Source organism: Gillisia sp. JM1 (assembly GCF_000424645.1).
Taxonomy (GTDB): Bacteria; Bacteroidota; Bacteroidia; order Flavobacteriales; family Flavobacteriaceae; genus Gillisia.
The window spans coordinates 2112782-2138957 of record NZ_KE384218.1 but is presented as its reverse complement, the minus strand read 5'-3'; the positions used below and the strand labels follow the sequence as shown (position 1 = coordinate 2138957).

Below are 26176 nucleotides of genomic sequence, written 5' to 3'. Positions count from 1 at the left end.
AACACTATGTTAACTAAAAGAATAATTCCTTGTTTAGACATCAAAAATGGAAGAACTGTAAAAGGGATAAATTTCGTAGATCTTAGAGATGCAGGAGATCCAGTTGAATTGGCAGCAATTTATGCAGCATCTGGAGCAGATGAGTTGGTTTTCCTAGATATCTCTGCTACAGAAGAGCGAAGAAAAACCTTAGCTAATTTGGTTTTAAAAGTAGCTGAAAAAATCAATATTCCATTTACGGTTGGAGGTGGAATTTCCTCAGTAGAAGATGTTGATATTCTACTTCAAAACGGCGCAGATAAAGTATCCATTAATTCTTCCGCGGTTAAAGATCCTGATCTTATAAATAGATTAGCCGCTAAATTTGGCAGTCAGTGTATTACTGTTGCTATAGATGCCAAACTGATAGATGGCGAATGGATAGTGCATTTGGTAGGAGGGAAGGTTCCCACAGAGTTGAATTTATTCGAATGGGCTAAAGAAGTTGAAAAAAGAGGAGCTGGTGAAATTTTGTTTACCTCTATGAATAATGATGGCACCAAGAATGGTTTTGCAAATGAAGCCTTGGCAAGATTATCTACAGAATTAAATATTCCGATAATTGCTTCTGGTGGAGCCGGAAATATGCAGCATTTTTGTGATGCATTTATAAAAGGAAAGGCAGATGCCGCTTTGGCAGCGAGTGTTTTTCATTTTAAGGAGATTGAAATAAAGGATTTAAAAGAAGAATTAAAAAATAAAGGAATTCCAGTAAGGATCTAATCATTCTTCAGAAGAAAATATAAGACAATGGAAATAGATTTTAATAAAAATAACGATGGTTTAGTACCGGTAATCATTCAGGATAATTATACAAAAAATGTGTTGATGTTGGGGTATATGAATGAGGAAGCTTTTTTGAAAACCAATGAAATTAATAAAGTCACTTTTTATAGCAGAAGTAAAAACCGACTTTGGACTAAAGGAGAAGAAAGTGGAAATTTCTTAGAAGTAGTGAATATCAAGAATGACTGTGATAATGATACTCTGCTGATTTCTGTAATTCCACATGGTCCTACCTGTCATAAAGGAACAGATACTTGTTGGGGAGAAAATAATGATCAAAACTTTGGATTTCTTTCTGAGCTCGAAGGAATTATTGAAGACCGTAAGAAGAAAAGCGAGATAGCACCGGAGTTGAGAGCTAAAGAGGATGCTAGTTACGTGGTTTCCTTATTTGATGATGGCATGAATAAGATTGCACAAAAAGTGGGAGAGGAAGCTATAGAAACGGTTATTGAAGCAAAAGATGATAATGATGATCTTTTTTTGAATGAAAGTGCCGACTTACTTTTCCACTATATAATTTTACTAAAAGCCAAAGGTTTTGGTTTAAGCAATATTGTTGATGTGTTGGAAAAGAGACATGCTAAGAAGTGATTTTGCCTGTTACACTGAGCCTGTTGAACTTTGAGTGCTTCGACATGTACCATTGACGTAATTTTAAAATGTCATTCTGAAGGAGTACAACGAACTGAAGAATCTCAATGAAGTTTTAATATTCACTGAGATTCCTCCTTCGTCGGAATGACAATCAACTGTCATTCTGAAGGAGTACAACGACCTGAAGAATCTCAATGAAGTTCTAATATTCACTGAGATTCCTCCTTTGTCGCAATGACAAAAAAAACTGTCATTCTGAAGGAGTTCAACGAACTGAAGAATCTCAATAAAGTTCTAAATTTCATTGAGATTCCTCCTTCGTCGGAATGACAATCAACTGTCATTCTGAAGGAGTGCAACGAACTGAAGAATCTCATTAAAGTTCTAATTTTCACTGAGATTCCTCCTTTGTCGGAATGACAATCAACTGTCATTCTGAAGGAGTACAACGACCTGAAGAATCTCAATGAAGTTTTAATTTTCACTGAGATTCCTCCTTCGTCGGAATGACAATCAACTGTCATTCTGAAGGAGAGCAACGACCTGAAGAATCTCAATGAAGTTCCAATATTCACTGAGATTCCTCCTTTGTTGGAATGACAAAAAAAACTGTCATTCTGAAGGAGTGCAACGACCTGAAGAATCTCAATGAAGTTCTAAATTTTCATTGAGTTTCCTCTCCCGATAGCTATCTGGACGGAATGACAATAGGCAAAAACAAAGTGTTTTAAGCTCTGTTTCTTACATAGATCAATTTGAATCTACCATTTTGATTCTCTCTAGATTCCAATTCAAAATTACTTATGGAGCTTATCATAGGAGTTAATTTTTGAAATCCATAGTTTCTGGAGTCAAAGTTTGGTTGTTTTTTCTGAAGCAAGCCTCCAACATCTCCTAGAAACGCCCAGCCATCTTCATCTGCAACATCAGAAATAGTGCTGGATATTAGGTTAATTACTTTAGGAGTAACTTTATCTACGCTTTGCTTCTTTTTATCTTTATCAACGTTATTTTCAGATTCTTGTTGTTTTGGATGAGATCCCAAAATTTCGATATAAATAAATCTATCGCAAGCAACGATAAAAGGTTCCGGAGTTTTCTTTTCTCCAATTCCAATTACATTTAAGCCAGATTCTCTTAATCTGGTTGCTAATTTTGTAAAATCACTATCACTAGATACCAAACAGAATCCTTGTACTTTATTAGAATACAGAATGTCCATAGCATCGATTATCATCGCTGAATCTGTCGCATTCTTTCCTTGAGTATATCCATATTGCTGAATTGGATTAATAGCATTTTCCAACAACACATTCTTCCATTTAGAAAGCTGTGGCTTGGTCCAGTCACCATAAATCCTTTTAATTGTAGGATTACCGTATTTAGCGATTTCTTCCATCATCTCTTTTACATATGCTGAAGGAATGTTATCTCCATCTATAAGTACGGCTAAGTTATTTTCCATTTTTTTAAATTTTATATGCTAAGTTAAGATTTTAATCCCTTATTGAGGGTTTAGAATCTTGACGCCTGCCGTGATTTTATATTTTTAATTATTATTATTATTTAGCGCCGTGCGCATTGTTTCTCCGATTGTCTCGATGTTCTTGAATGTAAAAGAAAATAATTCCTCTTAGTAAACATCAGTTAGTAAATTGATTAACTAATAATACTTATCTTCTAAAAAGCTACTCAACGCCATATTTTCAAACTGGTTCTATATGAATTAGAACATCTGCAATTTGTGGCATCTTCAACAATATTTCATTTTTTACATTATGTGAAATATCATGTCCTTCTTCTACAGTAATAGTTCTGGTTACTCCAATGTGAAGATCCACATGATAGGTCATTCCTGCTTTTCTAACAAAACATTTTTCGGTTTCCTGTACTCCGGGAATATTTTCTGAATACTTTCTTATCTCTTCAATAAGATCGTCATACATATGTTCGTCCATAACTTCTCCCAAGGCAGGTCTCATAATAAGATATGCATTATACAAAATGAAGCCAGAAGCAAATAATGCAGCCCAATCATCTGCTGTTTCGTAACCTTTCCCCATAAATAAAGCTATAGAGATTCCAATAAATGCCATTAGAGAAGTGATAGCATCACTTCTATGGTGCCAGGCATCAGCTTTTAGAACCGTGCTATTTATTTCCTCACTTTTTTTAGAGACAATTCTATAAAAGACCTCTTTTATTATTATGATGATTCCAAGAACTATAAGGGTATAGGACTTGGGAGCTTCATGAGGAGTTCTAATATGTGCAATACTTTCATAAGCAATTATAGTTGCCGAAACTACCAAAAAACCAACAATAGCGAAGGTTATAAGCGGTTCTGCTTTTCCATGTCCATAAGGATGATTGTCATCAGCAGGTTTATTAGCATATCGAATCCCTAATAAAACTAATATGGACGAGAATACATCTGTAGTAGATTCAATAGCATCAGCGATTAATGCATAAGAGTTTCCGAAAATCCCTGTAATTCCTTTTGCAATTGCAAGAAATATATTCCCTAAAATACTAAGATAAGTTGTTTTTACTGCTTCGTCAAAATTAGAATTCATAGAACTATTTCAGTACAGGTTAGGGTGAGAAGGGGTTAAAGATATTATATTTAATTCTTCAAAGAAAATAAAGATTACCACCAAACCACAATAATTCTTTCAAAACTTCCATCTATCTTCTTTATCCATATAATTGGAGATTTTTTTCTTAAATGCAGATTTTGGATTTGTTCACCAACTTCTTTAAAACTAAACCATTCATCGCCGTTTTTTGGATCTATAGGCCAGTCTTGCTTTTCTGGAGCAAAGAATTCCAAACCATCTTGATTGTATTCGCTGAAATCTTTTAAATGAACCCAAAATCCAACAATACACTCTTTATTGATATGTGAGAAATTATATGATTTTAATTTTTTAGGAATGAATAAGCTAGACTTAAAACAAATTTCTTGCTGAATATCTTTAGAGCCTATATCTATGGATTTTAGATATTTTTCAGTTTCAGGAGTATGTAATAATGGAAATTGATTTGTTTTAACCTTCTCGATCTTCTGAAGCAAAGAATCCCTTCTATTGGGACCTATCCAACGTTCCATTTCAATTGGAACTTCAGGATCGTAGACATAAAATTTATACATTAATTCAATATGAAGGATTTTTGAAGTTTCAAGTTCCATCACAATAAAATCCAACTCTCCTAATGTTCGATGCTTATCGCTTATTTGAATATTGTTTGCAATTATTTGATGTTCTGACGAATCTTTTATTGCTGCCAAGAAAAAGTATTCTACCCTTTTTCCTAGAACCAAATTTTCAGAAAAATCCTTTTCCAAAATCTTATTAGAAGAAGTATAAGATATTTTATCTGGAAATTTAAATACCTTGAATCCATTATAATTTGAGTTTTCAAAGATAGAAGGAGTCTTGATAAAACCTTCAAATTGATTTTCAATTCTATTATACATACATGATAATTAGCTGTTTAATATCTTTTTTACGAAAAAATAGCATTTTATTGTTTAACAAAATTGATTAATTTTTTAACGTTTTTAATACAGTGTTAACATTTTTCAACGATTTTAAGTAATTTTACACTTTAATTTTTTTCAATGATAGAAAAGATCACAGAGTTTTATAAAATGGAATTTTATGACTCCTATGTTATAATAGAGGCTAATGCCAATATTGTAGTAAATTCAGCCATTGCAGAAAAGACTATACAAACCATAGTAGATCAATTTAATGGAAAAAAATTTGTGCTTATTTCCAATAGAATATCTAATTATACTTTAAAATTAGATGCTTATTCCCCTGGTATTTTAAAAAAAGTAAAAGGTATTGCTATTGTTTCAAAAAATGAAGAAGTAAGAAAAAAAGCTATTTTAGAGCAGGAAAAATTTAATAGTTCCTTTGCTTTTTTTCAAAATTTAGATGATGCTAAACACTGGGCAGAAAACTTTTTTGTTAGTTATTGATTTTTTTTCTTTTTCCCAAATAGTTTATTAAAGAAGCCTTTTTTCTTTTTATCATCATTTTCACGATCTCTTTTTTTATCAGATTTCCCGAATAACTTATCAAAGAAACCATCTTTTTCGCTTGCTTCGCAATCCATTAACGAAACCACTTCTGCAGAAGGATTACCAAATCTTGCATTACTAATAGCACCAAAATTAGGATCCTCATTTATTTTCTGAAGGAATAAAGCAAAGATGGGTAAGGCAGAATTTGCGCCTTGCCCTATACTCGTATTTCTAAAGCCAATTCTATGATCATCAGCTCCTACCCAGGTTACGGCTAAAAGTTCTGGCGTTAGGCCAACAAACCATCCGTCTTTATTAGATTGAGTGGTTCCTGTTTTCCCGGCGATATCATTCTGTAATCCGTAGGTACTTCTAAGCCTTGTTGCTGTACCCTCATTAACGGTTGCTTTCATAATCTCGATCATTATTTCACGAGTGGTTTCAGAATAAGCCGCCTTATTTTGAGTTTTAGGTTTAAATTCTACTAATAAATTACCTTTTCCATCTTCTATTCTTGAGATATAATAAGGTTCAGAGGATCTTCCATTATTAGCAAAACCAGTATAGGCCTTAGCCAATTCTTTTAAGCTGATCTCTGCTGTACCTAAGGCAATGGAAGGAACTTGAGGCAGTTTAGATTCAATCCCCATTTTCTCTGCTTGAGAAATAACATTACCAACCCCAGTTTCCATCAGCACTTTTACGGCGATGGTATTTATGGAATTGCTTAATGCATATTTCATGTTATAATTCATATCTGGATCGTCTTCGGTGGGACCAGAATTTGAAGGAGTCCATCCATCTTGATAGGTTACCTCCCGAATAGAAAAATAGGAGCATGGTGGGATCCCATTTTCTAATGCTGCTGTGTATACTATAGGCTTAAAAGTAGAGCCTACTTGTCTCTTACTTTGCGAAATATGATCGTACTTAAAACTTTCGAAATCTACCCCTCCAACCCAGGCTTTTACAGCTCCTGTTGAAGGTTCTACAGCTAGAAACCCAGTATTTAAAAATTTAAGATAATGTTTAATACTATCTAAAGTTGTTCCTTTTACCAGTTCTTCTTTACCATAATTAAAAAGTTCTCTTTCTCTCGGGTTTTTATCTAATTCTACTAATATTTCATCATCAGATAATCCTTCTTTATTTAATTTTTTATAGGATTTGGTGCGCTTTACAGCATCTAAGATCAATGTTTTATTTGTAAGCCAAGGAGCTCTTGTCCCGTATGACTGTTCATGGGATTGCTGTAATTTAGACATATGGGAATTAACTGAAGCTTCAGCATATTCCTGCATTTTGGAATTTAATGTAGTATGGATTATTAATCCGTCTCTATAAATATTAAAACTCCCGCCATCTTTGTTTTTCAAAGTATCTAAAATATCAGTAACATCTTTTCTAAGTTGTTCTCTAAAATATGGAGCCAATCCCTGATCATGATTATAATATTGATAATCTAATTTAATATCAGATTGTTTTGCCTGTTGCATTTGTTCTTCCGTCAAATACCCATATTTCTCCATTTGCTGAAAAACAACATCACGACGGAATCTACTTTTTTCAGGAAAAATTCTCGGGTTATAAGAATGATTAGCCTTTAGCATGCCTATTAATACAGCCGATTCTTCCAATGAAAGATTCTTGGTACTCTTATTAAAGAATTTCATGGCGGCACTTTCTATCCCAAAAGTATTGTCGCTAAAAGGAACCGTATTAAGGTAAAGTGTTAGAATTTCTTCTTTATCGTAGATTTCTTCCAAACGACTGGCAATTATAGATTCTTGAAACTTATTTATTACAATCCCAAAATATCCGTAATCTTTCCTGCCATATAAGTTTTTTGCAAGTTGTAGTGTTAAGGTACTCCCACCTCCAGAAGATCTATCTTGTAGCATCAAGGATTTGAAAAATACTCTTAGCAAACTTCGGCTATCAATTCCATTATGTTCATAGAATCGAGCATCTTCAGTAGCTACCAATGCGTTTTTTAAATGTTTGGGGATTTGGTTTGATGTGACTGGTTGTCTATCAAAAATATAATATTTACCAATTAGATCTCCATCAGAAGACAAAACCTGTGTAGCTTGATTTTGTTTAAGATCTTTTAGATTTTGAGTAGAGGGAATTTCGCCAAAAACTCCAAAATAAATGCTGAAATAAAATAGTATAAAAACAGCAAATATAGCTGCCATTATTATCAATAACCACCTTAATTTTGGGGACCTTTTAATTCGTTGAAACATAGTATAAGTTAAGGTTTACAAATAAACGAATACTAATAAAATTTATAGATGGTGTTTTGTTAATTTTAAGAATTTTGAAAACTAATATTTCAATAAATAAAAAATAGGGGCGGGGTAAAGATTTAAAACGAAAAATTTAATCCCTCATTGAGGGTTTAATTCCCCGTCCCGATGATTCGGGATGCCTCAAATTTTTAAAAGTATTTTCCTCCCGAACCATCGGGACATATCTCGTGGGCTTGCCCCGAGGTTCTTGATTAAAAGGAGACAAAAAAAATAGCCGAAACAGAATTTGTTCGGCTATTTTATAATTCTAATGGCCTTGGATAAATTTATACTCCAAATCTTCTTCTGCCATACCAGGTATGTCTGGTGGATTTTCCAAGATTCAAGAAGTGTCTTTTGTGGGTTAGATCTCCTTCTTTGATTCCGCTAAAATTCTGACTGATGTTTTCTGATGTTCTCATGATGAATGTTTTAATTGTTATATACTTAATAGACGAGCCGAAATTAAATTTGTTACAGTACTATGTATAAAATAGTACTATTTAACACTTATTTAACTATTAAAGCCTTCTTTTAGGAGTTTATATAGGTGAAATCTATAGTAACTTTTGGAATACCTTAACTTCACGGTATCATTAAATGTTTATTTTTGGATTATGAATAAAATAGCAATCTTTATTATTCTGGGTGTGTTTGCATTGGTAGCCCTGATTTATTACTCTTTTGGTGGTATTGCACCCAATAGAGATTTTCCTGGAGCAAAATTTGTTCAAATAGATAAAAAATGGGACATGCCTATTATTTTGGAAGAAATTTCTGGAATTTCTTGGATAGATAACCAGCACATTGCATGTGTAGAAGATGAAGAAGCAATTATTTTTATTTATAACACAAAAACTTCCCAAATAGATAAACAAATAGTTTTTGGAGAGGATGGAGATTACGAAGGAATTACATTAGTAGGGAAAGATGCGTACGTTCTTAGAAGCGACGGGGTAATATTTGAAGTTTTAAATTTCCAGAAAGATTCTTTAGTAGTAAATGAATATTCTACTGGAATGTCAAAAGAATTTGAATGGGAAGGAATTGCTTGGGAAAAAAAAAGGAATAGGTTGCTCCTTAGTATTAAGAACAAAGCCGATAAGAATTCAAAACCTATTTATGCTTTCAATTTAAAAACTAAGACAATAGAGGAGAAGCCTGCATACGAGATTAAATTTAACGATCCTGCTTTTAAGATCCTTGAACAAAAAATAGATCAGCAAATCATAGAGCCTTCTGAAGTCACGGTGCATCCAATTACTGGAGACATTTATGTTTTAGAGTCAACCAATCCTAAGATCTTAATTTTAAATTCCAGTGGATCAATTAAAAAACTTCATGTACTTAAAGAAGAACAATTTGGACAACCAGAAGGTTTAACATTCGACGATCAAGGACATATGTATATCTCTAATGAAGGCTCTGGAGGTTTAGGAAATATCCTTAAAGTAACTTTAGATAAAAAACCAGAGAAAAAGTGATTTCTAGCTTTTCTGAATTTCTTTAGCTACTGCTTCAACTTCATCTAAAACTCTCAAAAGATTTTCTCCCCACAATTTTGCTATTTCTTCTTCAGTATATCCTCTTTTCACTAATTCCAGTGTTACATTAAAAGTTTCCGAAGCATCACGCCATCCTTCAACTCCGCCACCACCATCAAAATCGGAGCTAATCCCTACGTGGTTAATTCCTGTTTTTTCAACTAGATAGTCTATATGATCAATATAATCTGATACATCTACCGGGCCATTGGTTTGTCTTAGTTCTTTAATTTTTTGAGAAGATTTGTTTACTATTTTAGAATAGTCTTCCTCGTAAATAGCTTTTTCTGCTTCATCTAAACTTCTTATACTGTCTCTGGACAATACCATAAACCCAGATTCCTTTCCTTCCTGATTATAAATTGCATTTACAGCAGCGTAATAGGCATTGTGTTTATTGGTGTTTACATAAGAACTAAAAGCAACGGTTTGTATCACTCCACCATGTTCTTTAAATAATCCTAAAAGTTCATCATCTAAATTCCTACTATGATCACACAATGCTCTTGCAGAAGAATGAGATGCAATTAATGGAGCTTTTGAAAGTTCGAACATCTGTTTAATGGCTTCTTTGGAAGGATGCGAAACGTCTATCATGATACCCAATCTATTCATTTCGGATATTGCTTCTTTCCCCAACTCACTTAAACCATTATGCAGCCAAACATTATCTGCTTCTCCGGTATTAGAATCGCTTAACTGGCTGTGACCATTATGAGCTAAAGACATATATCTAGCACCAAGGTCGTAGAATTTCTCTATGTTAGAGAGGTCTTCGCCAATTGGATAAGCATTTTCTACCCCAATCATAGCCACCAATTTCCCCTCGTTCACCAAATTTCTAACCTCACTAGAAGAAGTTGCCAGTCCAATTTTATCTGGCGCGATCTCCTCTGTTAATCTATGGATCGCTTCAAATTTGGAAATCGCATTATTATAGGCTGCAGTATATCCAGCTTCATTCAATTCTCCTTGACCGGTATATACTATAAACCAAGCCACATCTAAGCAGCCATCCATCATTTTTGGGAGGTTTACTTGTGTATTAAGATCTTGTGTGTAATTACGATTAGCAGTGAAATTATTGATATTTATATCGTCATGAGTATCTATAGTAATCACTTTTTCATGAATTGCTTTCGCTTTTTTCCACATTTCTGATTGTTCTTTATTCTGGCCATAAAAAGAATGAATACTTAAGATACTTATTATAAGAATGAGAGTGAATTTCATAGAAAGTTTGTCAATTATTAATTTATTCGGAATTTAATAATTATATTTTACATGCTATCATAATTTTTAATATTGAATGTATTTTTCAATTAAATTTGATCTGTTCTTAAATCTATAAATGAAGAAATTAATTGTAGTAAGCCACCCTGAAAAATGGAAAATTGCTGTAGATAATATTGCGGTGATCTCTGCTCAGGATTATCTAACGAATTCTGAATATTCCAATCTTAAAAAGGCCAGAGTTTTTAATTTATGCAAAGACTATTCGTATCAATCTAAAGGATACTATGTCTCTCTACTCGCAGAAGCTAGAGATCATAGAGCCATACCCACAGTAAAGAATATAGTAGATCTTAATCAACCTAAATTGGTGAAAATTGTAGCCGATGATTTTGATGATCTTATTCAAAAAAGTCTTAAAAACATAAAATCCAAAGAATTTATTCTGAGTGTTTATTTTGGGCAAAATGTAGCACAGAAATACAAAGAATTGAGCACGATGTTCTTCAGATCTTTTCAGATTCCATTTTTAAGGATACATTTTAACTTTACTACAAAATGGCATATAAAAAGTATACGAGCAATTTCAGAATCTGAAATTCAAGAAGATCATAAAGAAAGCATGTATTTATTCGCTTCAGAATATTTCGCAAAGAAACGTTATGATACCGCAAAATCAAGCGCTGCAGAATATGACCTCGCAATTTTGGTGCAATCTGGAGATCCTGCTCCACCAAGTAATGTTAAAGCTATCAAGAAATTCACAGAGCTGGCAGAAAAGATGAACTTCTATGTAGAAGTTATTTCGCCAAAGGAGCTTTCCAGGTTATCTTCTTTTGATGCTTTATTTATAAGACAAAGTACAGAGGTGAATAATGAAGCTTACGCCTTTGCCAGAAAGGCGCAACAGGAGGAAATCGCATTAATAGATTATCCAGGAGCAATTTTAAAGTGTTGTAATAAAGTATACATGGCAGAAGCTTTGCAAAATGCCAATATTCCAACGCCAAAAACGGTTATTGTACATAAGCATAATAAAGAGGAGGTTTTAAAAATCACCGGATTGCCTTGTGTATTAAAATCTCCCGATTCAACTTTTTCTTTTGGAGTTAAAAAAGCAAAGACAGTAGAAGAATATAATGAGTTGGTTAACTCTATGCTCAAAAAATCTGATCTTATCATCGCTCAAGAATTTTCTTTTTCAGAATATGACTGGAGAATTGGTGTTTTAGATAATGAGCCTTTTTTTGCCTGTAAATATTATATGGCTAAGGGGCATTGGCAAATCTATAATTGGGATGCTTCCAAGAAAGATGATCAAGATGGAAATGCAGATTGTTTAGCTATAGAAGATGTGCCTAAAAAGGTAATGGATGTGGCTTTAAGATCGGCTAAACTTATGGGATTGGGTTTATTTGGAATAGATGTTAAGGAAGTAGATGGGGAAGCTTTGGTCATAGAAATTAATGATAATCCAAATATCGATGCGGGAGTAGAAGATAGATTTTATGGAGATGAAGTCTATATTAAAATCCTTTCGGCATTAAAGAACAGATTAGAAAAAAAATAATATGAGTTATCGGCTTTTTGAAGTTTTTGGGATAGAATTGGAATATATGCTAGTAAAAGCTACCAATCTTAAGATCACCCCAATAGTAGATAAATTAATGATCCTTAAAAATGGTTCAATAACATCTGACGTTTCTAATGGAAAAATAGAATGGAGCAATGAGTTGGTAGCTCATGTGGTGGAGCTGAAGACTAATGGTCCTACAAAGCAATTAGAAGATCTGGATGAATTATTTCATAAAAACATCAAAGAGATCAATAAATTGCTACTCGTAGAAGACGCTAAATTAATGCCAAGCGCTTCTCATCCACTTATGGATCCAGAAAAGGAAATGAAGCTGTGGGCTCATCATTATAGTGAGATCTACGCTTTATATAACAAGATCTTTGATTGTAGAGGACATGGTTGGAGCAATGTGCAAAGCATGCATCTTAATTTGCCATTTTATGGGGACGAGGAGTTTGGTAAATTACATGCTGCAATCAGGATTTTACTTCCAATTATCCCCGCTCTTAGTGCCAGTTCTCCTATTTTTGAAGGTAAGAATACTGGGTTTTTAGATAGTAGAATGGAAGTTTATAAGACCAATCAGAAAGAAATTCCCGAAATGACGGGTAAGGTAATTCCAGAACAAGTTTTTAATAAGGAGGATTATAAAAAACAGATCTTTGATCCCATTAATAATGCAATAGCACCTTTTGATACTGATAATATCCTCGATAAACATTTTCTTAATTCACGCGGTGCAATAGCCAGGTTTGATAGAAATGCGATTGAAATAAGAGTTATAGATATACAGGAATGCCCAAAAGCAGATATAGCAATAGCTGTTTTAATTATTGAAACTCTAAAATTGTTAGTTTCGGAGGAATTAGTTTCTATAGAAGATCAGAAGAATTGGCATGAAGATGAACTCTTTGCCATTTTTAATGATATTATAGAAGACGCTGAAAACACCCACATAACTAATTCCCGCTATTTAAATTTGTTTGATGTTCATGCAGAATGTACCGCAGGCGAATTATGGGAAACATTGTATGAAAGAGTATCTGATGGGATTTCTCCTAAACATAGAAAATCGATTGAATTTATTCTATCCCACGGAAGTTTAGCTACAAGAATCCAAAAAGGAATTTTTAATGATTATTCCCCTGCTAATATAAATTCGGTTTATTCTGAATTGGTTACTTGCTTAGAAACCAATAATTTTTACAAGCCTTGAAATTAGTCTTCACCTGTGAGCATGGAGGGAATATAATTCCTGAAAAATACAAAAGCTTATTTGTGAATGCCAAGGTTGCTCTTAATTCTCACCGAGGTATAGATTATGGTTCTTTAGATCTTTTAGATTTTTGTAAATCTTTAAGCGACTTTTCTATATCTAATATTGTGAGTAGATTATTAATTGAACTTAATAGATCTAAACATCATCCTAAATTATTTTCAGAATTCTCAGCTTCATTATCTACAGAAAACAAATCGAAATTGATAAGTGAATTCTACGATCCTTATCGGGATAAAATTGAAGAGGAAATTTTACAACTGATTAAAAAAGGGGAGGAGGTAGTACATATATCATTTCACAGTTTTACACCTATCTTGAATGGCGAGATTAGAAATACTGATATCGGAATATTATACGATCCATCCAGAAATTCTGAAAAATTAAACAGTAAGCAACTGAAGCAAAATTTAATAGCTGAATTGCCCGACTTTAGAATTAGATATAATTATCCTTATCTAGGGACAGCCGATGGTTTTACTACGTATTTAAGAAATAAATTTCCTCAAAATTACACTGGAATAGAGTTGGAGATCAATCAGAAATTCATTTTAGAAGATAAGGTGTTTCCTCTAAAATTAAAATCAGCTATTTTCAATTCTTTAAATAAACTTAAGTAAAACTATAAAATTAAAGACATAAAAAACCTCATAATTAAATTTGTAACATTAGTACGAAATCTAATTATGAGGCGAATAATTAAGAAAATTATTATTACTTAATCTCTACTACTTCAAGATCAAAAACAAGATCTTTTCCTGCTAGAGGATGATTTCCATCTACTACAATAGTATCATCTTTTACTTCAGCAACCAAAAGATTCATTTCTTGACCATCTGGCCCTTTAGAAACTAATCCCATTCCAACTTCTGGAGTGATTTCTGGTGGTAACTGACTTTTCTCTACTTCCTGTACTAATTCTGCACGTGGCTCGCCATATGCTTCGGTCATTGGAATATTGATTGTTTTTTTCTCATTCAATTTCATATCGATAAGACCATTTTCAAATCCAGGGATTAACTGACCTTGACCTAAAGTGAATTCAATTGGATCTTTTCCTTCCGAACTGTCAAAAACCTGTCCGTCTGCTAATTTTCCTGTGTAATGTACTTTTACTGTGTCTTTCTCTTTAACTTGACTCATAAATGTTTTTTTTTCAATTTCTAAAATATGTAAACTTCAATATTGAGATTTACATGTTGTATTATCCAATGTGCCATAACCTTGCCAAAGTCCTGAATGATGGTTTTAGAACAACTTCTTGGTACTTATCACCTAAAAACAAGTCCTTAAGCATTAATACTGACTATAATAGTGATGATTTTTTGTAAATTGATGTTTATGGATGCTATTATTTCAGGTTTAAGCAATAATCGGTAATTATGTCAGTTATAATCAATATTCTAAAAATTAGAGCAATGACTAGATTTTTTCTGGAGATTACATCTATCCCTTTTTTTGCCTTTTTTATGACTTTTTACGTGAGTTGTAAAGAACCTAAAGAAACTGATGTAGAAGCTGTGAATTGGAAAACTATTGAAGTCACTGCTAGTGCATACAATTCTTTGGCTTATCAAAATCAAGGAAACCCAAAGATAACTGCCTGGGGAGATACTTTAAAACCAGGTATGAATGTGATTGCTATTTCTCGAGATCTTATGAAAAAGGGAATGGTGTATAATACTCCCGTGAAGATAGATGGTTTAACTGGAATATTTTTCGTTAAAGATAAGATGCACCATCGCTGGAGAAATAAAATTGATATCTATATGGGCGTGGATGTTAAAAAAGCAAAGAATTGGGGAAGAAAGAAAATAAGTATACAGTATCTCGTCCAAAAGGATACCCTTGTGGAAAACAATAAGTAGAGCATTGCTTTTTATTGTTTTTTAAATATTCTCCAAATATTCAGATTATCGGTTTCTCTCTCTTATTTTAAAAGTCCTTAGATTTTCTTTAGTTTTACTCTTTAAATTAGCGCTTTCTAATTTATGAATTCAGGCTGTTAGCATAACTATATATGAAAGAACAAATTATTGATTTCTTACGCGGATTAGAATCTATTTTAAGAAATAAATTCCATCAGTATAATCATAAATTACCTTTTATAATATCTATAATTTTAGCTTTGATAATAGTTGTGGTTGGCATCAATGTTTTTGTAGAATTAACAAATACACTCAATAGTAATCTTATATCTAAATATGATGGCGCTATCACGAAATATGTGATCTCATTTAGATCACCTAATTTAAATAACATCCTTCAATTTATAACCAATCTTGGAGATCTTTATGGCTACATCGTAGTTACTACAATTTGCTCGCTATTATTCTATTTTAAATTTAAAAACTGGCGTTATGTGGTACAATTAGTATTTGTTATAATAGTTTCTGGGCTTTCAAACCTAGCTTTAAAGGAAGTGATAAATCGTGCACGACCAACCGCAGAGCATTTAGTTTCCGTACAGACCCTTAGTTATCCTAGTGGTCATGCTATGAGTGCAACTGCATTCTACGGGTTTTTAATTTATCTATGTTATTTTCTAAAGATAAATAAGTGGCTAAAAGGAAGCCTGATCTTTCTTTGCTCATTTCTTATTGTGAGTATTGGTATAAGTAGAATTTATTTAGGAGTTCATTTTCCTTCAGATATTGCCGGAGGTATAATTGCTGGAACTATTTGGCTTATGTTTTGCGTTCTAATATTCAATATTATAGATCTATTCCGAAGAGAAGAAGAACGTAAAATTTAATCCCTCATTGAGGTTTAATTCCCCGTCCCGATGATTCGGGATGCCTCGAATTTTCAAAAGTATTTTCCTCCCGAACCATCGGGACATACCTCGTGGGCCCGCCCGTACCGTTCGGGCGGGCTTGCCCCAAGGTTCTTGATTAGTGTTGAATTTATTCTAAGAAATTCTTATTAGTAGATAATTAATTAAGTCCTAGATATCCTAACAGGATCCATAAAATTATAAACACTATAATTATACCGAAACAACCACAACCTCCACCAAACTTTTTCGCACCCCAGCCTGCTAATAGTGCTCTTAAAATATTTTTCATTACCTTATTTTTTCAATTGTGTAAAAATAGAGATATGTTGTAAGTGTTCTTAATTTTTAAGATAAAATTAATTATTTGTAAATTTCACCATTCTCATTTTATAATTTTTTTACAATTCTTGAAGATTAATTTAATTAAATTTGAAAAAAAATTATTTTATGCAAATCAGAGACAAGAAAGACAATCAATCTGAAGATTATATTTTACAAGACAACAAAAAAACAAGATTTGGAGTTGTTTTTATTTTAATAATACTTGTTATATTGGCAGCAGGTGTTGCAATGACAGGGGTTTATTTTGATTACTGGTAGAATTTAAAATCTAATCTTCTAAGAGATTTTTATTTCATTAAGTAATAAAAATGCCTGATTTATGTATTCTTTCTCCAAGAATAAAGCAAAGTAATTCGAGGTAGATATCATCTCAAATACAGGAATTCCTTCATAAGCTAAGAGCTTAAATATATAAAAATATAGCCCTACTGTTTTAGAACTGTTCTTTGGTAATGCAATTGTAATACTAGATAGTTCACTTTTTACAGAAACCAGAGTTTCATCCTTAAAAAAATCTTCTACTCTTTCTTTTAGATCTGTAGATACCAATATATTACTCTCTTGGTAGGTACTGGAGTAATTTAAATATACCCCTATTTGATCTTTTACTGAATTCATGAGCATAGCTTGATTTCCAAGTAATGTGTTAGAATTTAAATAGGTAAATTCTGTAATTCCAGACCTTACCACAATATCTCCCATTTCTCTTAAATTTGCATTTTTTAAAAGGTTTCGTTGAGGGGAATATCTACGCAAAGCCATAATGATAGATCCCTGTTTTACAGGTTTTCTTAAGATCTTTTCAACTTCTGGTTGCAAATGTTCTGCTAACGCACTAAAATTTAATAGATCTTTTGACAGCGCATCATCCAAAAATGGTTGATGTCTTAACATGCCGTGTACACAAGAGGTTATAGTGTTCATTGTTAAATAATATACATTTTGTGTAAATATATATAAATTCTATTTGTTTTTTCTTCATTATTAGAACTCTCACTAATTATGCATTTTAAAATAAATAAAATGAGAGTTTTAAAATTTGGAGGCACTTCTGTAGGGACTGCAGAAAGTATATATAATGTTCGGGATATAATTCAATCCGTTCAAGGACCTAGGATGATAGTCCTCTCGGCAATGTCTGGAGTTACTAACTATTTGGTAACTATTACCGAAATGATCAAAAATGGCGATCAAGGAGAAATACAAGCTTTAAGTAACGAGCTTAAAACTAAACATATTGATCTTCTCGAAAAATTAATAACTAATCCAGCTACTAATAAGAGTGTAAGAACTGGTTTAAATAATTTGTTTAAAGAATTTGATTCCTTATTATTACATGAATATTCGGAAAATAATACAAATAGGATTCTCACTTTTGGGGAAACGCTGCTTACCTATATCTTTTCAGAATATCTTTCTTCTTTCCAAATAAATAATACACTTCTCGATGCAAAACGATTTATGTATGTAGGGAATCTAGAAAACCCCGATACTAGTAAGATCGCTAATAGAATTGCTCCTTTATTACACAAGGCAGAAAGTGACATGATCTACATAACTCAAGGATTTGTAAGGATAGATAAATTTAACCGTGTGAGCACTTTAAAAAGAGGAGGGAGCGATTATACAGCTACCATTCTAGGAGCTGCTCTAAACGCAGATGAAGTTCAAATTTGGACAGATATAGATGGCTTTCACAATAACGACCCCAGATATGTAGAAGATACACATCCTTTAGCTAACTTAACTTTTGAAGAAGCAGCTGAACTTGCATATTTCGGTGCCAAAATATTGCATCCACAAACCATATCTCCAGTAATAGATAAAAATATTCCTATCTATCTTAAAAACACCTTTACACCAAGCTTACAAGGAACTAAAATATCTTCAGAAATTAATGGAAGTGGACTCAAAGCAATTTCAGCAAAAGATGGCATTACAGCTATTAAAATAAAGTCTAATAGAATGTTGATGGCGCATGGTTTTCTAAAGAAAATATTCGAAATATTCGATAATTTAGAAACCGCTATAGATATGATCACGACTTCAGAAATTGCAATTTCGCTTACTATAGACGACACTAAAAATTTAGATCAGATCTTGAATCAACTACAGGAATATGGGGACATTACCGTAGAAATGGATCATAGCATTATTTGTATTGTTGGAGAAGGTCTTATTAAAGACCCAAATACTTTCAAATTATTCGAAATTCTAAATGAAATCCCTGTACGTATGATCTCTTATGGTGGAAGTTTCAATAATGTTTCACTTTTAGTTGCTACAGAAAATAAAGTTAGTGCACTAAAAGCCTTACATAAAAACTTATTTCTTCAGAAAGAAAAAGAATTTGTCCCTACTCACTAGATATAAAAACGATCAAACTGATTGTCTGCATCTAATTAGAAAGTAGTTTTCAACTAATTAATAGCAAACTTTGTGCTCAGTTTGAAAAGCAGAAAATATCATGAAAGCTATCTGAAGGAGTCTAGAATTATCTGATAACAGAATCTCTTTGATAAGAGATCCCTCCTCCCGTCGGGATGACAATGCAATGCTGTCCTTAAGGTTCTGGACGAGGTGACGCGATCATTTCAAAGAGGATAATTGGACGTAGGACATAAAATGGATATCGAATGCTATTAATTTTTATTTGAAGATTTCAAAATTTCCAATTCGGTTTTCACTTCAATATATTTAGATAAATACTGTGTGCTCTTTAGCCTATGATGCATAAGCATGCTGCCTATAAAGTTGTTTTCTCTGTGATGAGAAAGCTTTTCTTTTAGATGATTCAATTTTTTATGTAAGACCTTATAATAATCGTCTTTATTATAGAGCTTATTTATAAGTTGATATCCATTTAACTGAGATTCTTGCCAGAGAGCTTTTGTAGTATAAAGTTTAATGGCAGCTTCAGCAAAGAGTTTTGGATCATTTTCTATAAAGCCATTCCATGCGAGTCCTCCTTGCATGCCTTCGGCTCCTACACTTGTTGTAACTGCTGGAGTGCCACATTGCATTGCTTCGGTAAGTTTGCCTTTTAAACCAGCTCCAAATCGCAGTGCAGCAAGACTAACTTTAGCACTTTTCACAATTACTTCAGCATCCTTGACCCAGCCTTTTACATAAAAATTTTCCTTCGGATTATTTAATTGAAGAACAGATGCCGTAGGATATGCTCCATAAACGTGGAGTTCTTCATTTGGAAGTTCTTTTCTAATTAGAGGCCAGATGTCTTTTTTTAAATACTTAACAGCATCTACATTTGGCTTATGTTTAAAATTCCCGATGCTAACAAAGTGCTGTCTTTCTTCGAAAGAGGGGAGAAGTTTAATTTCTGAATCTATCAGCCTGTTGAATAAAAAAGGAATATAAAGCAAGAGACTTTCTGAAACATTAAAAGTTTCTTTTAATAGATTCATCTCAACTTCAGAAATAATAAGACTTAGATCGCATCTATAAATACTTGCTACTTCCCGTTTAGCTAACTCAGAATTGGTAATAGAATCTGTGCTGTTCAAATCTTTCTCTCTATAATTCCGCAGAAAATGTAGATCTTCGGTATCTAATATTTTTATAGAAGAAGGAGAATTTTTGCTTACCCGCCATCCAAATTGTTCCTCCATCATAAATCTATCAAAAAGAACTATTTCCGGCTGAAGTTCATTAATATAGGAATCAAAACTGCTATTATTTAATTCAATTTTTACTGAAGTGATTCCAAGTTCTAAAAGATTTGCAGCATTTGTTGAAGGAGCAGCTGTGGTTCCAAAAATCACTTTGTAGTTAGAGGAAGTGAAGTATTCCAATAACTGAAGCATCCGTTTACCTGCTGCAGAAGAATTGGGCTCTGGCCACACATATCCTATTACTAAAACCCTAATCATTTTTTTTATTCAAAAATACTTGATTATTATCAAGCGATGGAAGCTAAACTGTGAAAGTTCCTGAAAGGAGTAAAGAAGCAACAATCCAAAGTACCAAAGAAACTGACCCCCCAATTATTAAAAAATGCTTGAATTTATATATTCCCATTCCATAAATTAAGGTGTTGGTTTGATAACCCACTGGAGTGAAAAAACTGAAATTTGCTGCAAACATAATAGCCATTATAAAAGGTTTTGGATCTAGTTGCATCGTGCTTGCTATGGTAATCGCGATTGGGGTAATGATAATTGCCGTTGCATTATTAGAAACGAAGCCGCTCAAGATCATAGTAACTAGAAATAGAATTCCAATAATAATAGTGCTGGATTGTTCTGTAAAAAGTGCCAATAAATGATCAGCGATCCACATATCTGCACCGCTATTGCTCATGGCTATTCCAAGCGGTATCATTCCCGCCAAAAGAAAGATCACCTGCCAATTGATTTGAGAATAAGCTTTCCCTAGATCCAAACATTTTGTGAAGATCATAAGAAAAACACCAACCAAAGCACTTTGTAAAATTGGAAATATAGAAAATGCTGAAAGCGCAACTACTATCACTAATATTCCAAGTGAAATTAGTCTTTTGGATTTTTTCTTTACTTCTATTTCATGATGTTGTTGCAGGATGGTAATGTTATCTATCTTTCCAAGATCAGAAAGCGCTTTCGTAGAAACTTCTACTAGCAAACGATCTCCCACCCGAAGCTCTATCTCATCCCGTTTATTACGAAAAACTCTGTCTTCGGGATGCCGGAAACTATTCCTTTTTTTAATAGCCAATGGTACGGCTCCCTGTAAATCGAAATTACCAACAGATCGTATACTTTTTCCTATCAATGGGGAATTAGGAAGCATCAAAATTTCCACTACTTGAATATTCTCTTCCAAACCTTCAGCATCTATAATTGGAAGTGTCATTTTTTTGCTATCCTTATTAATTACAGAGAATCCTTTCTGCTCTTTAAGCTTCACCAAATTCTCAAGATTACATCTTAAAAGTAATTGGTCTTTTGCCTTGAGAATGGTGTATTTACCTGGGCGATCATTAATGATCCCGTCCCTATTTAATCTTAAGATCTCCACCTCCATATTATCATGAAAAAAGGTGTCTAATATCTTTTTGCCTATTACTTCGGAACCTTTGTTGATTATAATCTTGGTAATATATTCATCCAGATTATAATCTTTGCTGATATCAATTTTTCCTTTGCTCGGTAAAAATTTATATAATAGGCTAACAATAAGTATTGTGATTCCTAAAAATATTACTCCATACTTGGTGAACTCGAAGAATGTAAAGCGCTCTACACCTTTCTCAATTGCAATTGCATTTACAATAAGATTGGTAGAAGTCCCCATTAACGTGCAACTTCCACCAATAATTCCTGCAAAGGATACCGGTAATAGTAACTTTTCACTTGGGATATCATATTTTGCGGAGAGTTCTGTGATTACTTTAATAAAAACAATAACCACAGCTGTGGTATTTATAAATGCAGAAATACTTCCTGCTATGAGCATAAAAATGGGGATCATTAAATAAATAGGGAGTCCCTTTAAATTTTTTAAACCATTGGAAAGCCAACTAATTACTCCATTAGTCTCTAGTCCAATAGCAATGATCATTAAAGCTAAAACGGTAATTGTAGCGGGATTAGCAAAACCAGATATTGCTTCCTCTGGGGTGATCAATTTAGCTAGCAAAAGACTAACCATAATGAAAAACGCAATTTTATCTACAGGGAAAACCTCGAGCGCGAAAAGGATGATTACGATGCCAAGAATTATAAAAATCAAGATAATTTCAATAGACATACCCTATAATATTTAACGTTAAGTTAAGTGGAACTTGGCATAGATAAAATAAAAATTACAGTTCAAATATAAAGAGGCTATTGTAAGTTAGTGCTTATATTTTTCATGTCTTTCTTTAAGCATTTTACAATTGAGATCTTTTCTATTGTTTAGTACTGTTTTACCAAACCAAGTATGATATTTCTGGGTGTCTAAAAAGTCTACATTCAAAGCAAACCATTCTTCATCTGAAAATTGATTATTAAAAAAAAGTTCCCATTCTGCTCTAAGGCGCTCATTTCTAAAAATATAGCTCTCTAATCCTAAGTGATATAGATCTGCGTCACAAAGAATTTTTTCAGCCTTTGTTTTTGGGTTCTGTGGCATTTTAGTTGCCATTATACAATTTTGAACAATCTCTAACTTGCTTGATGGATAATCATTTTCTTTGAGAAATTCTGTAGCGTGTATAACACTTTGTTCTTCATGATCTATGTAGGTTTCTGCCATACCGGTATCATGGAATAATGCAGCTATAAGAATTGGCTCAAGGTCAGATCCATAAACCTCCTCATAATTTGCTATTGTTCTTACATATTGATAAACATCATCTGTATGCTGTACGCTATGAAAAGGAAGGGTTTTACATCTGCTATTATTTAAAAAGTCGATGCAGTACTCATAGGTTTTAGAAACTAAATTCGTTTTATTAAATCCTTTTAAAAAATTAAGAGCCATTTGTAAATATTATTTCAGTTTCTAAAATATTTTCTAGATTTTATTCTATAAAATGATTGAAGATTTAGCAATAAAACTTCGTTTCTAAATTTACGAGATTTCAAGTAATACTTCAATCAAATATTTTTTTTAACCTTTTATTATGTTATTACATTTTCATCTTAAATATTATAACTTTTACATTTACAGTGCAACATCTTTATGTTGTAATTATATTAAATATTTCCTAATTTCAATAATGCAAAGAAAATTGAATTATGAGTAGAGGATTTGTAAAAGAAGATGATCAAGAAGAAGCACCTTTTATACCTGCAAGATCAGTTTTACCTCTTGGAGAAATAAATTATGTCACTCCTTTTGGTTATGAAAAGCTGATCAAGGAGAGAGGTGAGTTGGAGCATAGTATTTCTACTTTAGAAATTGATGAAGATAAAGAGCGGAGGCATACATTGGCAATCTTAAATGGTAAATTGAATTTATTGATCGATAGGATCTCATCTGCCAGAATATTAGATCCAAAAGAGCAACCACAAAATGAAGTAAGGTTTGGAGCCTTGATCTCTTTTAAATTTTTAACAGGAGACCAAAAAGGATCAGTAAAAGAATTTCAGATAGTTGGAGTAGATGAAGCAAATATCAAAGAAAATAAAATTGCATTTGTAGCACCATTGGCAAAGGCTTTAACAGGAAAGAAAGTTGAGGAAAAGGCCGAGGTCTTTATGGCAGGAAAACTGCAGGAATTAGAAATAGTTACCATAAAATATTAGTTGGATTTCTTTTCTAAAATGAATTCCAGATCATCTACAATATCACCGAATTCAGATTGTTCTATAGTAAACTCTATTTCAGCAGGATTTGCTGTATAGCCTATATTTTCTAATTGTTCTGGATCTATAACTGCTTTGTACTTTCCTGTCTTTAATCCTAAATAGGTAAAATAACCGTCACCTTCGGTAAGTAGTTCCCCTACCAGCTCATTGTTACTATTTAGAATATTAATGGATATTCGGCCTTGTCCTTTAGTTCCATTTTCATCTTTTATATAAACCATACCAGCAACTTCTCCAATCACCTTAACTGGGATGTATATCGTTTTAAATTGATTTGGTACGGTTTCTAGTGCAACTATAGGCTTTTCAATTTTCCAGGCAATATTATCCAAACTCAACGGATCAGCCTGAATTATTAAATTAACATATGGTTGTAGGTCATAAATTCGGAGTTGAGTTCGGTCTTGATTATAAGTGACATTTCCTCCCATGTTCTTCACCTCTAATCCTGGAACTCCAGGTTCCATTTTATCAAATTTATCGTTCCCATTCAAATCAAGGAACGGTATAATTGTTACTGCTCCTTTTCCCACACTACTTCTATCATTGGCAGTAATATAACCGGTTTGATCATCAAAAAGGAAACTCCCTCTGGCAGATTCAACAAAGGTGGAGTTTAAATTACCAATTCTAGAGGTAAGGGAGGTTTGAGTAAAATTCAAATTATATCTCAAACCAATCTCAAAAATGTGAGACTTTCTCAAAAAGTTATTTTCAAAACCTACATTTACAAATCCGCGTTTTAAAAATGGTCTTTCTAACCTCACAATTAAATTAGTAACAGCATTATTGCTAAAGTCGTATTGCAATTGAGGTGATAAAAGCAATTGATAGGGTAGTCTGTAAGTTTGGGATAAGGTGCTGTAAATTGTTGGGTTTTTAGATCGTTCAGTGAACAATCCATAGGTAGTTAAATTGGTGCTTATTCCAAATAAGGCTCCGGACATTAAAAGTTGAGCTGACGTGAATTTTGTTGTTGGGAGAACGATCTGGTTTATACTAAATCTGGAATATGCTGTAAATAATTTAGTTCTTATAGGTAATGAAAGACTTATTTTACGTTCTTCCAAATAATTGTAATTAATAGCAGTCTGATCTTTGTCATAATTAACGTAATTGAGATCTATCTGGAAGTTGGAAGGAGTTCTATAGCTTAACAATCCTTCAGATTTAACATTATACATATATTCCCCAGAAAAAAGCAATCCAGATGCAATCCTTATTGAAGTATTTACAAATGGCATAAACTCTCCCGAAGTAACGTCGGATAAATATTCTACACCACCTCCTACGGTAAAACCATTAGTAAGTCCATAATTCAAATTAAATCTGGAAAACCGATCATTCCCTTCGTTTTCCACTATTCCGGCACTAAGCGTATATTCTAGCTCTTTTTTTGGTATAAAGTTATATGGAATATTAATTATACGTTCTTCAGTACGTTCTTCTCCATAGGGACCATAAAATCTAAGATTCACTATAGTATTTCCATACATCAAGGGAACCTCAAAGGTAAAAAATCCCGAAGCATCTGCTTCAGTAAAATCTATCATGACATTATTTACATAAAGCTCTACCGTCCATCGAGGATCAGTAACATCGGTAAGGGTATAGGAACCAAAAGATCTTCTGTTAGTTACAGGCGTATTGGTTAATTGAACTCCAACTACAGGGGCAAAAAGAGAAGAAGTAGATCTGGTAAAGATCTTACCTGCAGTTACTTGTTTGAAAACCGTACTATTATTGTTCACATATTTCCACTGATAGAATTGATTTTTGGAGGTAAATGGTATCCGAGTAGAATAATTTAAAAGCACATTGGTTTCTCCTCCAGCTATCATAGTTCCTAATCCAAGAGCTAATCTATTATCATTAAAACCATCGGTTTGCTGCGTAGATACTACAGACCAATCTGCCATACCAGCTCTAAAAAACGGGTATTTCCTTTCCATTAAAGTGTCAGGATTTATTACCCCTTTAACCTTATTAAGGTTTTTACGCATGTTTACAAGGCGTAATTCTTTAACCTTGGGTAATTCAATATCTGTAGTTAGATCTATAGATAGATTTCGATAATTGAAATTAGTGTTAAGTCCGAAGATCTTTCCGAAAAGTGAAGATCTTAAATAGAGCGTGGTAGGAGTTAGTATATAATCATTTTTAGATATAGGATAACTATCTCCTTTATACTGAATTTTGTATTGAGGAATATCGAATTTAAAAGAGTTATTAGGATTGATAATGAAACCTGAAATAGCTGTAGGGTTATTCCCTACTTCATTTTTTAAATTAAGATAATCGAAGAGATCTGGGATCAAGGTGAAAACTTGGGGAGAAATGTATCTTTGCAAGCAAAACACTTAGAACTTGGATAAAGAA

Annotated in this window: 24 protein-coding genes; 12 read left to right on the top strand and 12 right to left on the bottom strand. The window is 32.9% G+C overall.

Annotated elements, in window-relative coordinates; genetic code table 11:
* The first annotated feature begins 6 nt into the window (after positions 1-6).
* Both hisF and hisIE read left to right on the top strand, forming a co-directional pair.
* A complete protein-coding gene (gene hisF, locus H033_RS0113025) occupies positions 7-762 on the top strand; it encodes an imidazole glycerol phosphate synthase subunit HisF (RefSeq protein ID WP_026838700.1) in 756 nt (251 codons plus the stop codon).
* Between the two features lie 27 nt (positions 763-789).
* Complete coding sequence (gene hisIE, locus H033_RS0113020) at positions 790-1419, top strand: bifunctional phosphoribosyl-AMP cyclohydrolase/phosphoribosyl-ATP diphosphatase HisIE (protein WP_026838699.1); 630 nt, start codon at positions 790-792, stop codon at positions 1417-1419.
* A 730-nt stretch (positions 1420-2149) separates the two neighbouring features.
* On the opposite strand, the gene H033_RS0113015 is transcribed toward hisIE, so the two are convergent.
* From H033_RS0113015 to H033_RS20265, 3 genes are all read right to left on the bottom strand, one after another.
* Positions 2150-2887, bottom strand: coding sequence for an NYN domain-containing protein (locus H033_RS0113015; RefSeq protein WP_026838698.1), 738 nt, complete (start codon positions 2885-2887; stop codon positions 2150-2152).
* 241 nt (positions 2888-3128) lie between these two features.
* A complete protein-coding gene (locus H033_RS0113010) occupies positions 3129-3998 on the bottom strand; it encodes a cation diffusion facilitator family transporter (protein WP_026838697.1) in 870 nt (289 codons plus the stop codon).
* A gap of 74 nt (positions 3999-4072) precedes the next feature.
* Positions 4073-4903, bottom strand: coding sequence for a DUF1853 family protein (locus H033_RS20265; RefSeq protein ID WP_051227916.1), 831 nt, complete (start codon positions 4901-4903; stop codon positions 4073-4075).
* 144 nt (positions 4904-5047) lie between these two features.
* Between H033_RS20265 and H033_RS0113000 the strand changes: the two genes are divergently transcribed.
* A complete protein-coding gene (locus H033_RS0113000) occupies positions 5048-5413 on the top strand; it encodes a hypothetical protein (RefSeq protein WP_026838696.1) in 366 nt (121 codons plus the stop codon).
* On the opposite strand, the gene H033_RS0112995 is transcribed toward H033_RS0113000, so the two are convergent.
* Together H033_RS0112995 and H033_RS22305 are read right to left on the bottom strand one after the other, a co-directional pair.
* The gene (locus tag H033_RS0112995; protein WP_026838695.1) at positions 5407-7707 is read right to left on the bottom strand and encodes a penicillin-binding protein 1A; all 2301 of its coding nucleotides are present in this window, start codon (positions 7705-7707) and stop codon (positions 5407-5409) included. The two genes, H033_RS0113000 and H033_RS0112995, sit on opposite strands and share 7 nt — an antisense overlap.
* A 332-nt stretch (positions 7708-8039) precedes the next feature.
* Positions 8040-8174, bottom strand: coding sequence for a hypothetical protein (locus H033_RS22305; protein WP_262489308.1), 135 nt, complete (start codon positions 8172-8174; stop codon positions 8040-8042).
* A gap of 195 nt (positions 8175-8369) precedes the next feature.
* Here H033_RS22305 and H033_RS0112985 point away from each other — a divergent pair, with 195 nt between their 5' ends.
* Positions 8370-9236: an SdiA-regulated domain-containing protein gene (locus tag H033_RS0112985; protein ID WP_026838694.1), complete on the top strand. Its 867-nt coding sequence runs from the start codon at positions 8370-8372 to the stop codon at positions 9234-9236.
* A 3-nt stretch (positions 9237-9239) separates the two neighbouring features.
* On the opposite strand, the gene H033_RS0112980 is transcribed toward H033_RS0112985, so the two are convergent.
* Positions 9240-10529, bottom strand: a complete 1290-nt coding sequence (locus H033_RS0112980; protein WP_026838693.1) for a dipeptidase — start codon at positions 10527-10529, stop codon at positions 9240-9242.
* Between the two features lie 118 nt (positions 10530-10647).
* Here H033_RS0112980 and H033_RS0112975 point away from each other — a divergent pair, with 118 nt between their 5' ends.
* From H033_RS0112975 to H033_RS0112965, 3 genes are read left to right on the top strand one after another with little or no spacing between them, the layout of a single operon-like run.
* A complete protein-coding gene (locus H033_RS0112975) occupies positions 10648-12099 on the top strand; it encodes a RimK family protein (protein WP_026838692.1) in 1452 nt (483 codons plus the stop codon).
* A gap of 1 nt (position 12100) precedes the next feature.
* Positions 12101-13321: a glutamate-cysteine ligase family protein gene (locus H033_RS0112970; protein WP_026838691.1), complete on the top strand. Its 1221-nt coding sequence runs from the start codon at positions 12101-12103 to the stop codon at positions 13319-13321.
* Positions 13318-14001, top strand: a complete 684-nt coding sequence (locus H033_RS0112965) for an N-formylglutamate amidohydrolase (protein WP_026838690.1) — start codon at positions 13318-13320, stop codon at positions 13999-14001. Before H033_RS0112970 ends, H033_RS0112965 begins: the two co-directional genes overlap by 4 nt.
* 94 nt (positions 14002-14095) lie before the next feature.
* On the opposite strand, the gene H033_RS0112960 is transcribed toward H033_RS0112965, so the two are convergent.
* Positions 14096-14524, bottom strand: coding sequence for a peptidylprolyl isomerase (locus tag H033_RS0112960; RefSeq protein ID WP_026838689.1), 429 nt, complete (start codon positions 14522-14524; stop codon positions 14096-14098).
* 326 nt (positions 14525-14850) lie between these two features.
* Here H033_RS0112960 and H033_RS0112955 point away from each other — a divergent pair, with 326 nt between their 5' ends.
* The 3 genes from H033_RS0112955 to H033_RS21840 all read left to right on the top strand — a co-directional run bounded on the left by H033_RS0112955 (position 14851) and on the right by H033_RS21840 (position 16760).
* Positions 14851-15249, top strand: coding sequence for a 3D domain-containing protein (locus tag H033_RS0112955; RefSeq protein ID WP_026838688.1), 399 nt, complete (start codon positions 14851-14853; stop codon positions 15247-15249).
* Positions 15250-15401: 152 nt separating this feature from the next.
* A complete protein-coding gene (locus tag H033_RS0112950; protein ID WP_026838687.1) occupies positions 15402-16136 on the top strand; it encodes a phosphatase PAP2 family protein in 735 nt (244 codons plus the stop codon).
* A gap of 471 nt (positions 16137-16607) precedes the next feature.
* Positions 16608-16760, top strand: coding sequence for a hypothetical protein (locus tag H033_RS21840; protein WP_196809442.1), 153 nt, complete (start codon positions 16608-16610; stop codon positions 16758-16760).
* 18 nt (positions 16761-16778) lie between these two features.
* Here H033_RS21840 and H033_RS0112935 read toward each other — a convergent pair whose 3' ends face one another.
* A complete protein-coding gene (locus tag H033_RS0112935; RefSeq protein WP_026838685.1) occupies positions 16779-17426 on the bottom strand; it encodes a hypothetical protein in 648 nt (215 codons plus the stop codon).
* Between the two features lie 99 nt (positions 17427-17525).
* Between H033_RS0112935 and H033_RS0112930 the strand changes: the two genes are divergently transcribed.
* Entirely contained in the window at positions 17526-18869 is a 1344-nt protein-coding gene (locus tag H033_RS0112930) for an aspartate kinase (RefSeq protein WP_026838684.1), read from the top strand.
* Between the two features lie 275 nt (positions 18870-19144).
* Here H033_RS0112930 and H033_RS0112925 read toward each other — a convergent pair whose 3' ends face one another.
* The 3 genes from H033_RS0112925 to H033_RS0112915 form a co-directional block, all read right to left on the bottom strand.
* The gene (locus H033_RS0112925; RefSeq protein WP_034886218.1) at positions 19145-20392 is read right to left on the bottom strand and encodes a glycosyltransferase; all 1248 of its coding nucleotides are present in this window, start codon (positions 20390-20392) and stop codon (positions 19145-19147) included.
* 43 nt (positions 20393-20435) lie between these two features.
* The gene (locus tag H033_RS0112920; protein WP_026838682.1) at positions 20436-22250 is read right to left on the bottom strand and encodes an SLC13 family permease; all 1815 of its coding nucleotides are present in this window, start codon (positions 22248-22250) and stop codon (positions 20436-20438) included.
* Between the two features lie 87 nt (positions 22251-22337).
* On the bottom strand, positions 22338-22967 hold the full coding sequence (locus tag H033_RS0112915; protein ID WP_026838681.1) for an HD domain-containing protein: 630 nt from the start codon (positions 22965-22967) through the stop codon (positions 22338-22340).
* A gap of 257 nt (positions 22968-23224) precedes the next feature.
* On the opposite strand from H033_RS0112915, the gene H033_RS0112910 reads away from it, so the two are divergent.
* Complete coding sequence (locus H033_RS0112910) at positions 23225-23734, top strand: GreA/GreB family elongation factor (protein WP_026838680.1); 510 nt, start codon at positions 23225-23227, stop codon at positions 23732-23734.
* On the opposite strand, the gene H033_RS20260 is transcribed toward H033_RS0112910, so the two are convergent.
* Positions 23731-26148, bottom strand: a complete 2418-nt coding sequence (locus H033_RS20260) for a hypothetical protein (protein ID WP_051227914.1) — start codon at positions 26146-26148, stop codon at positions 23731-23733. The two genes, H033_RS0112910 and H033_RS20260, sit on opposite strands and share 4 nt — an antisense overlap.
* Positions 26149-26176 lie beyond the last annotated feature (28 nt).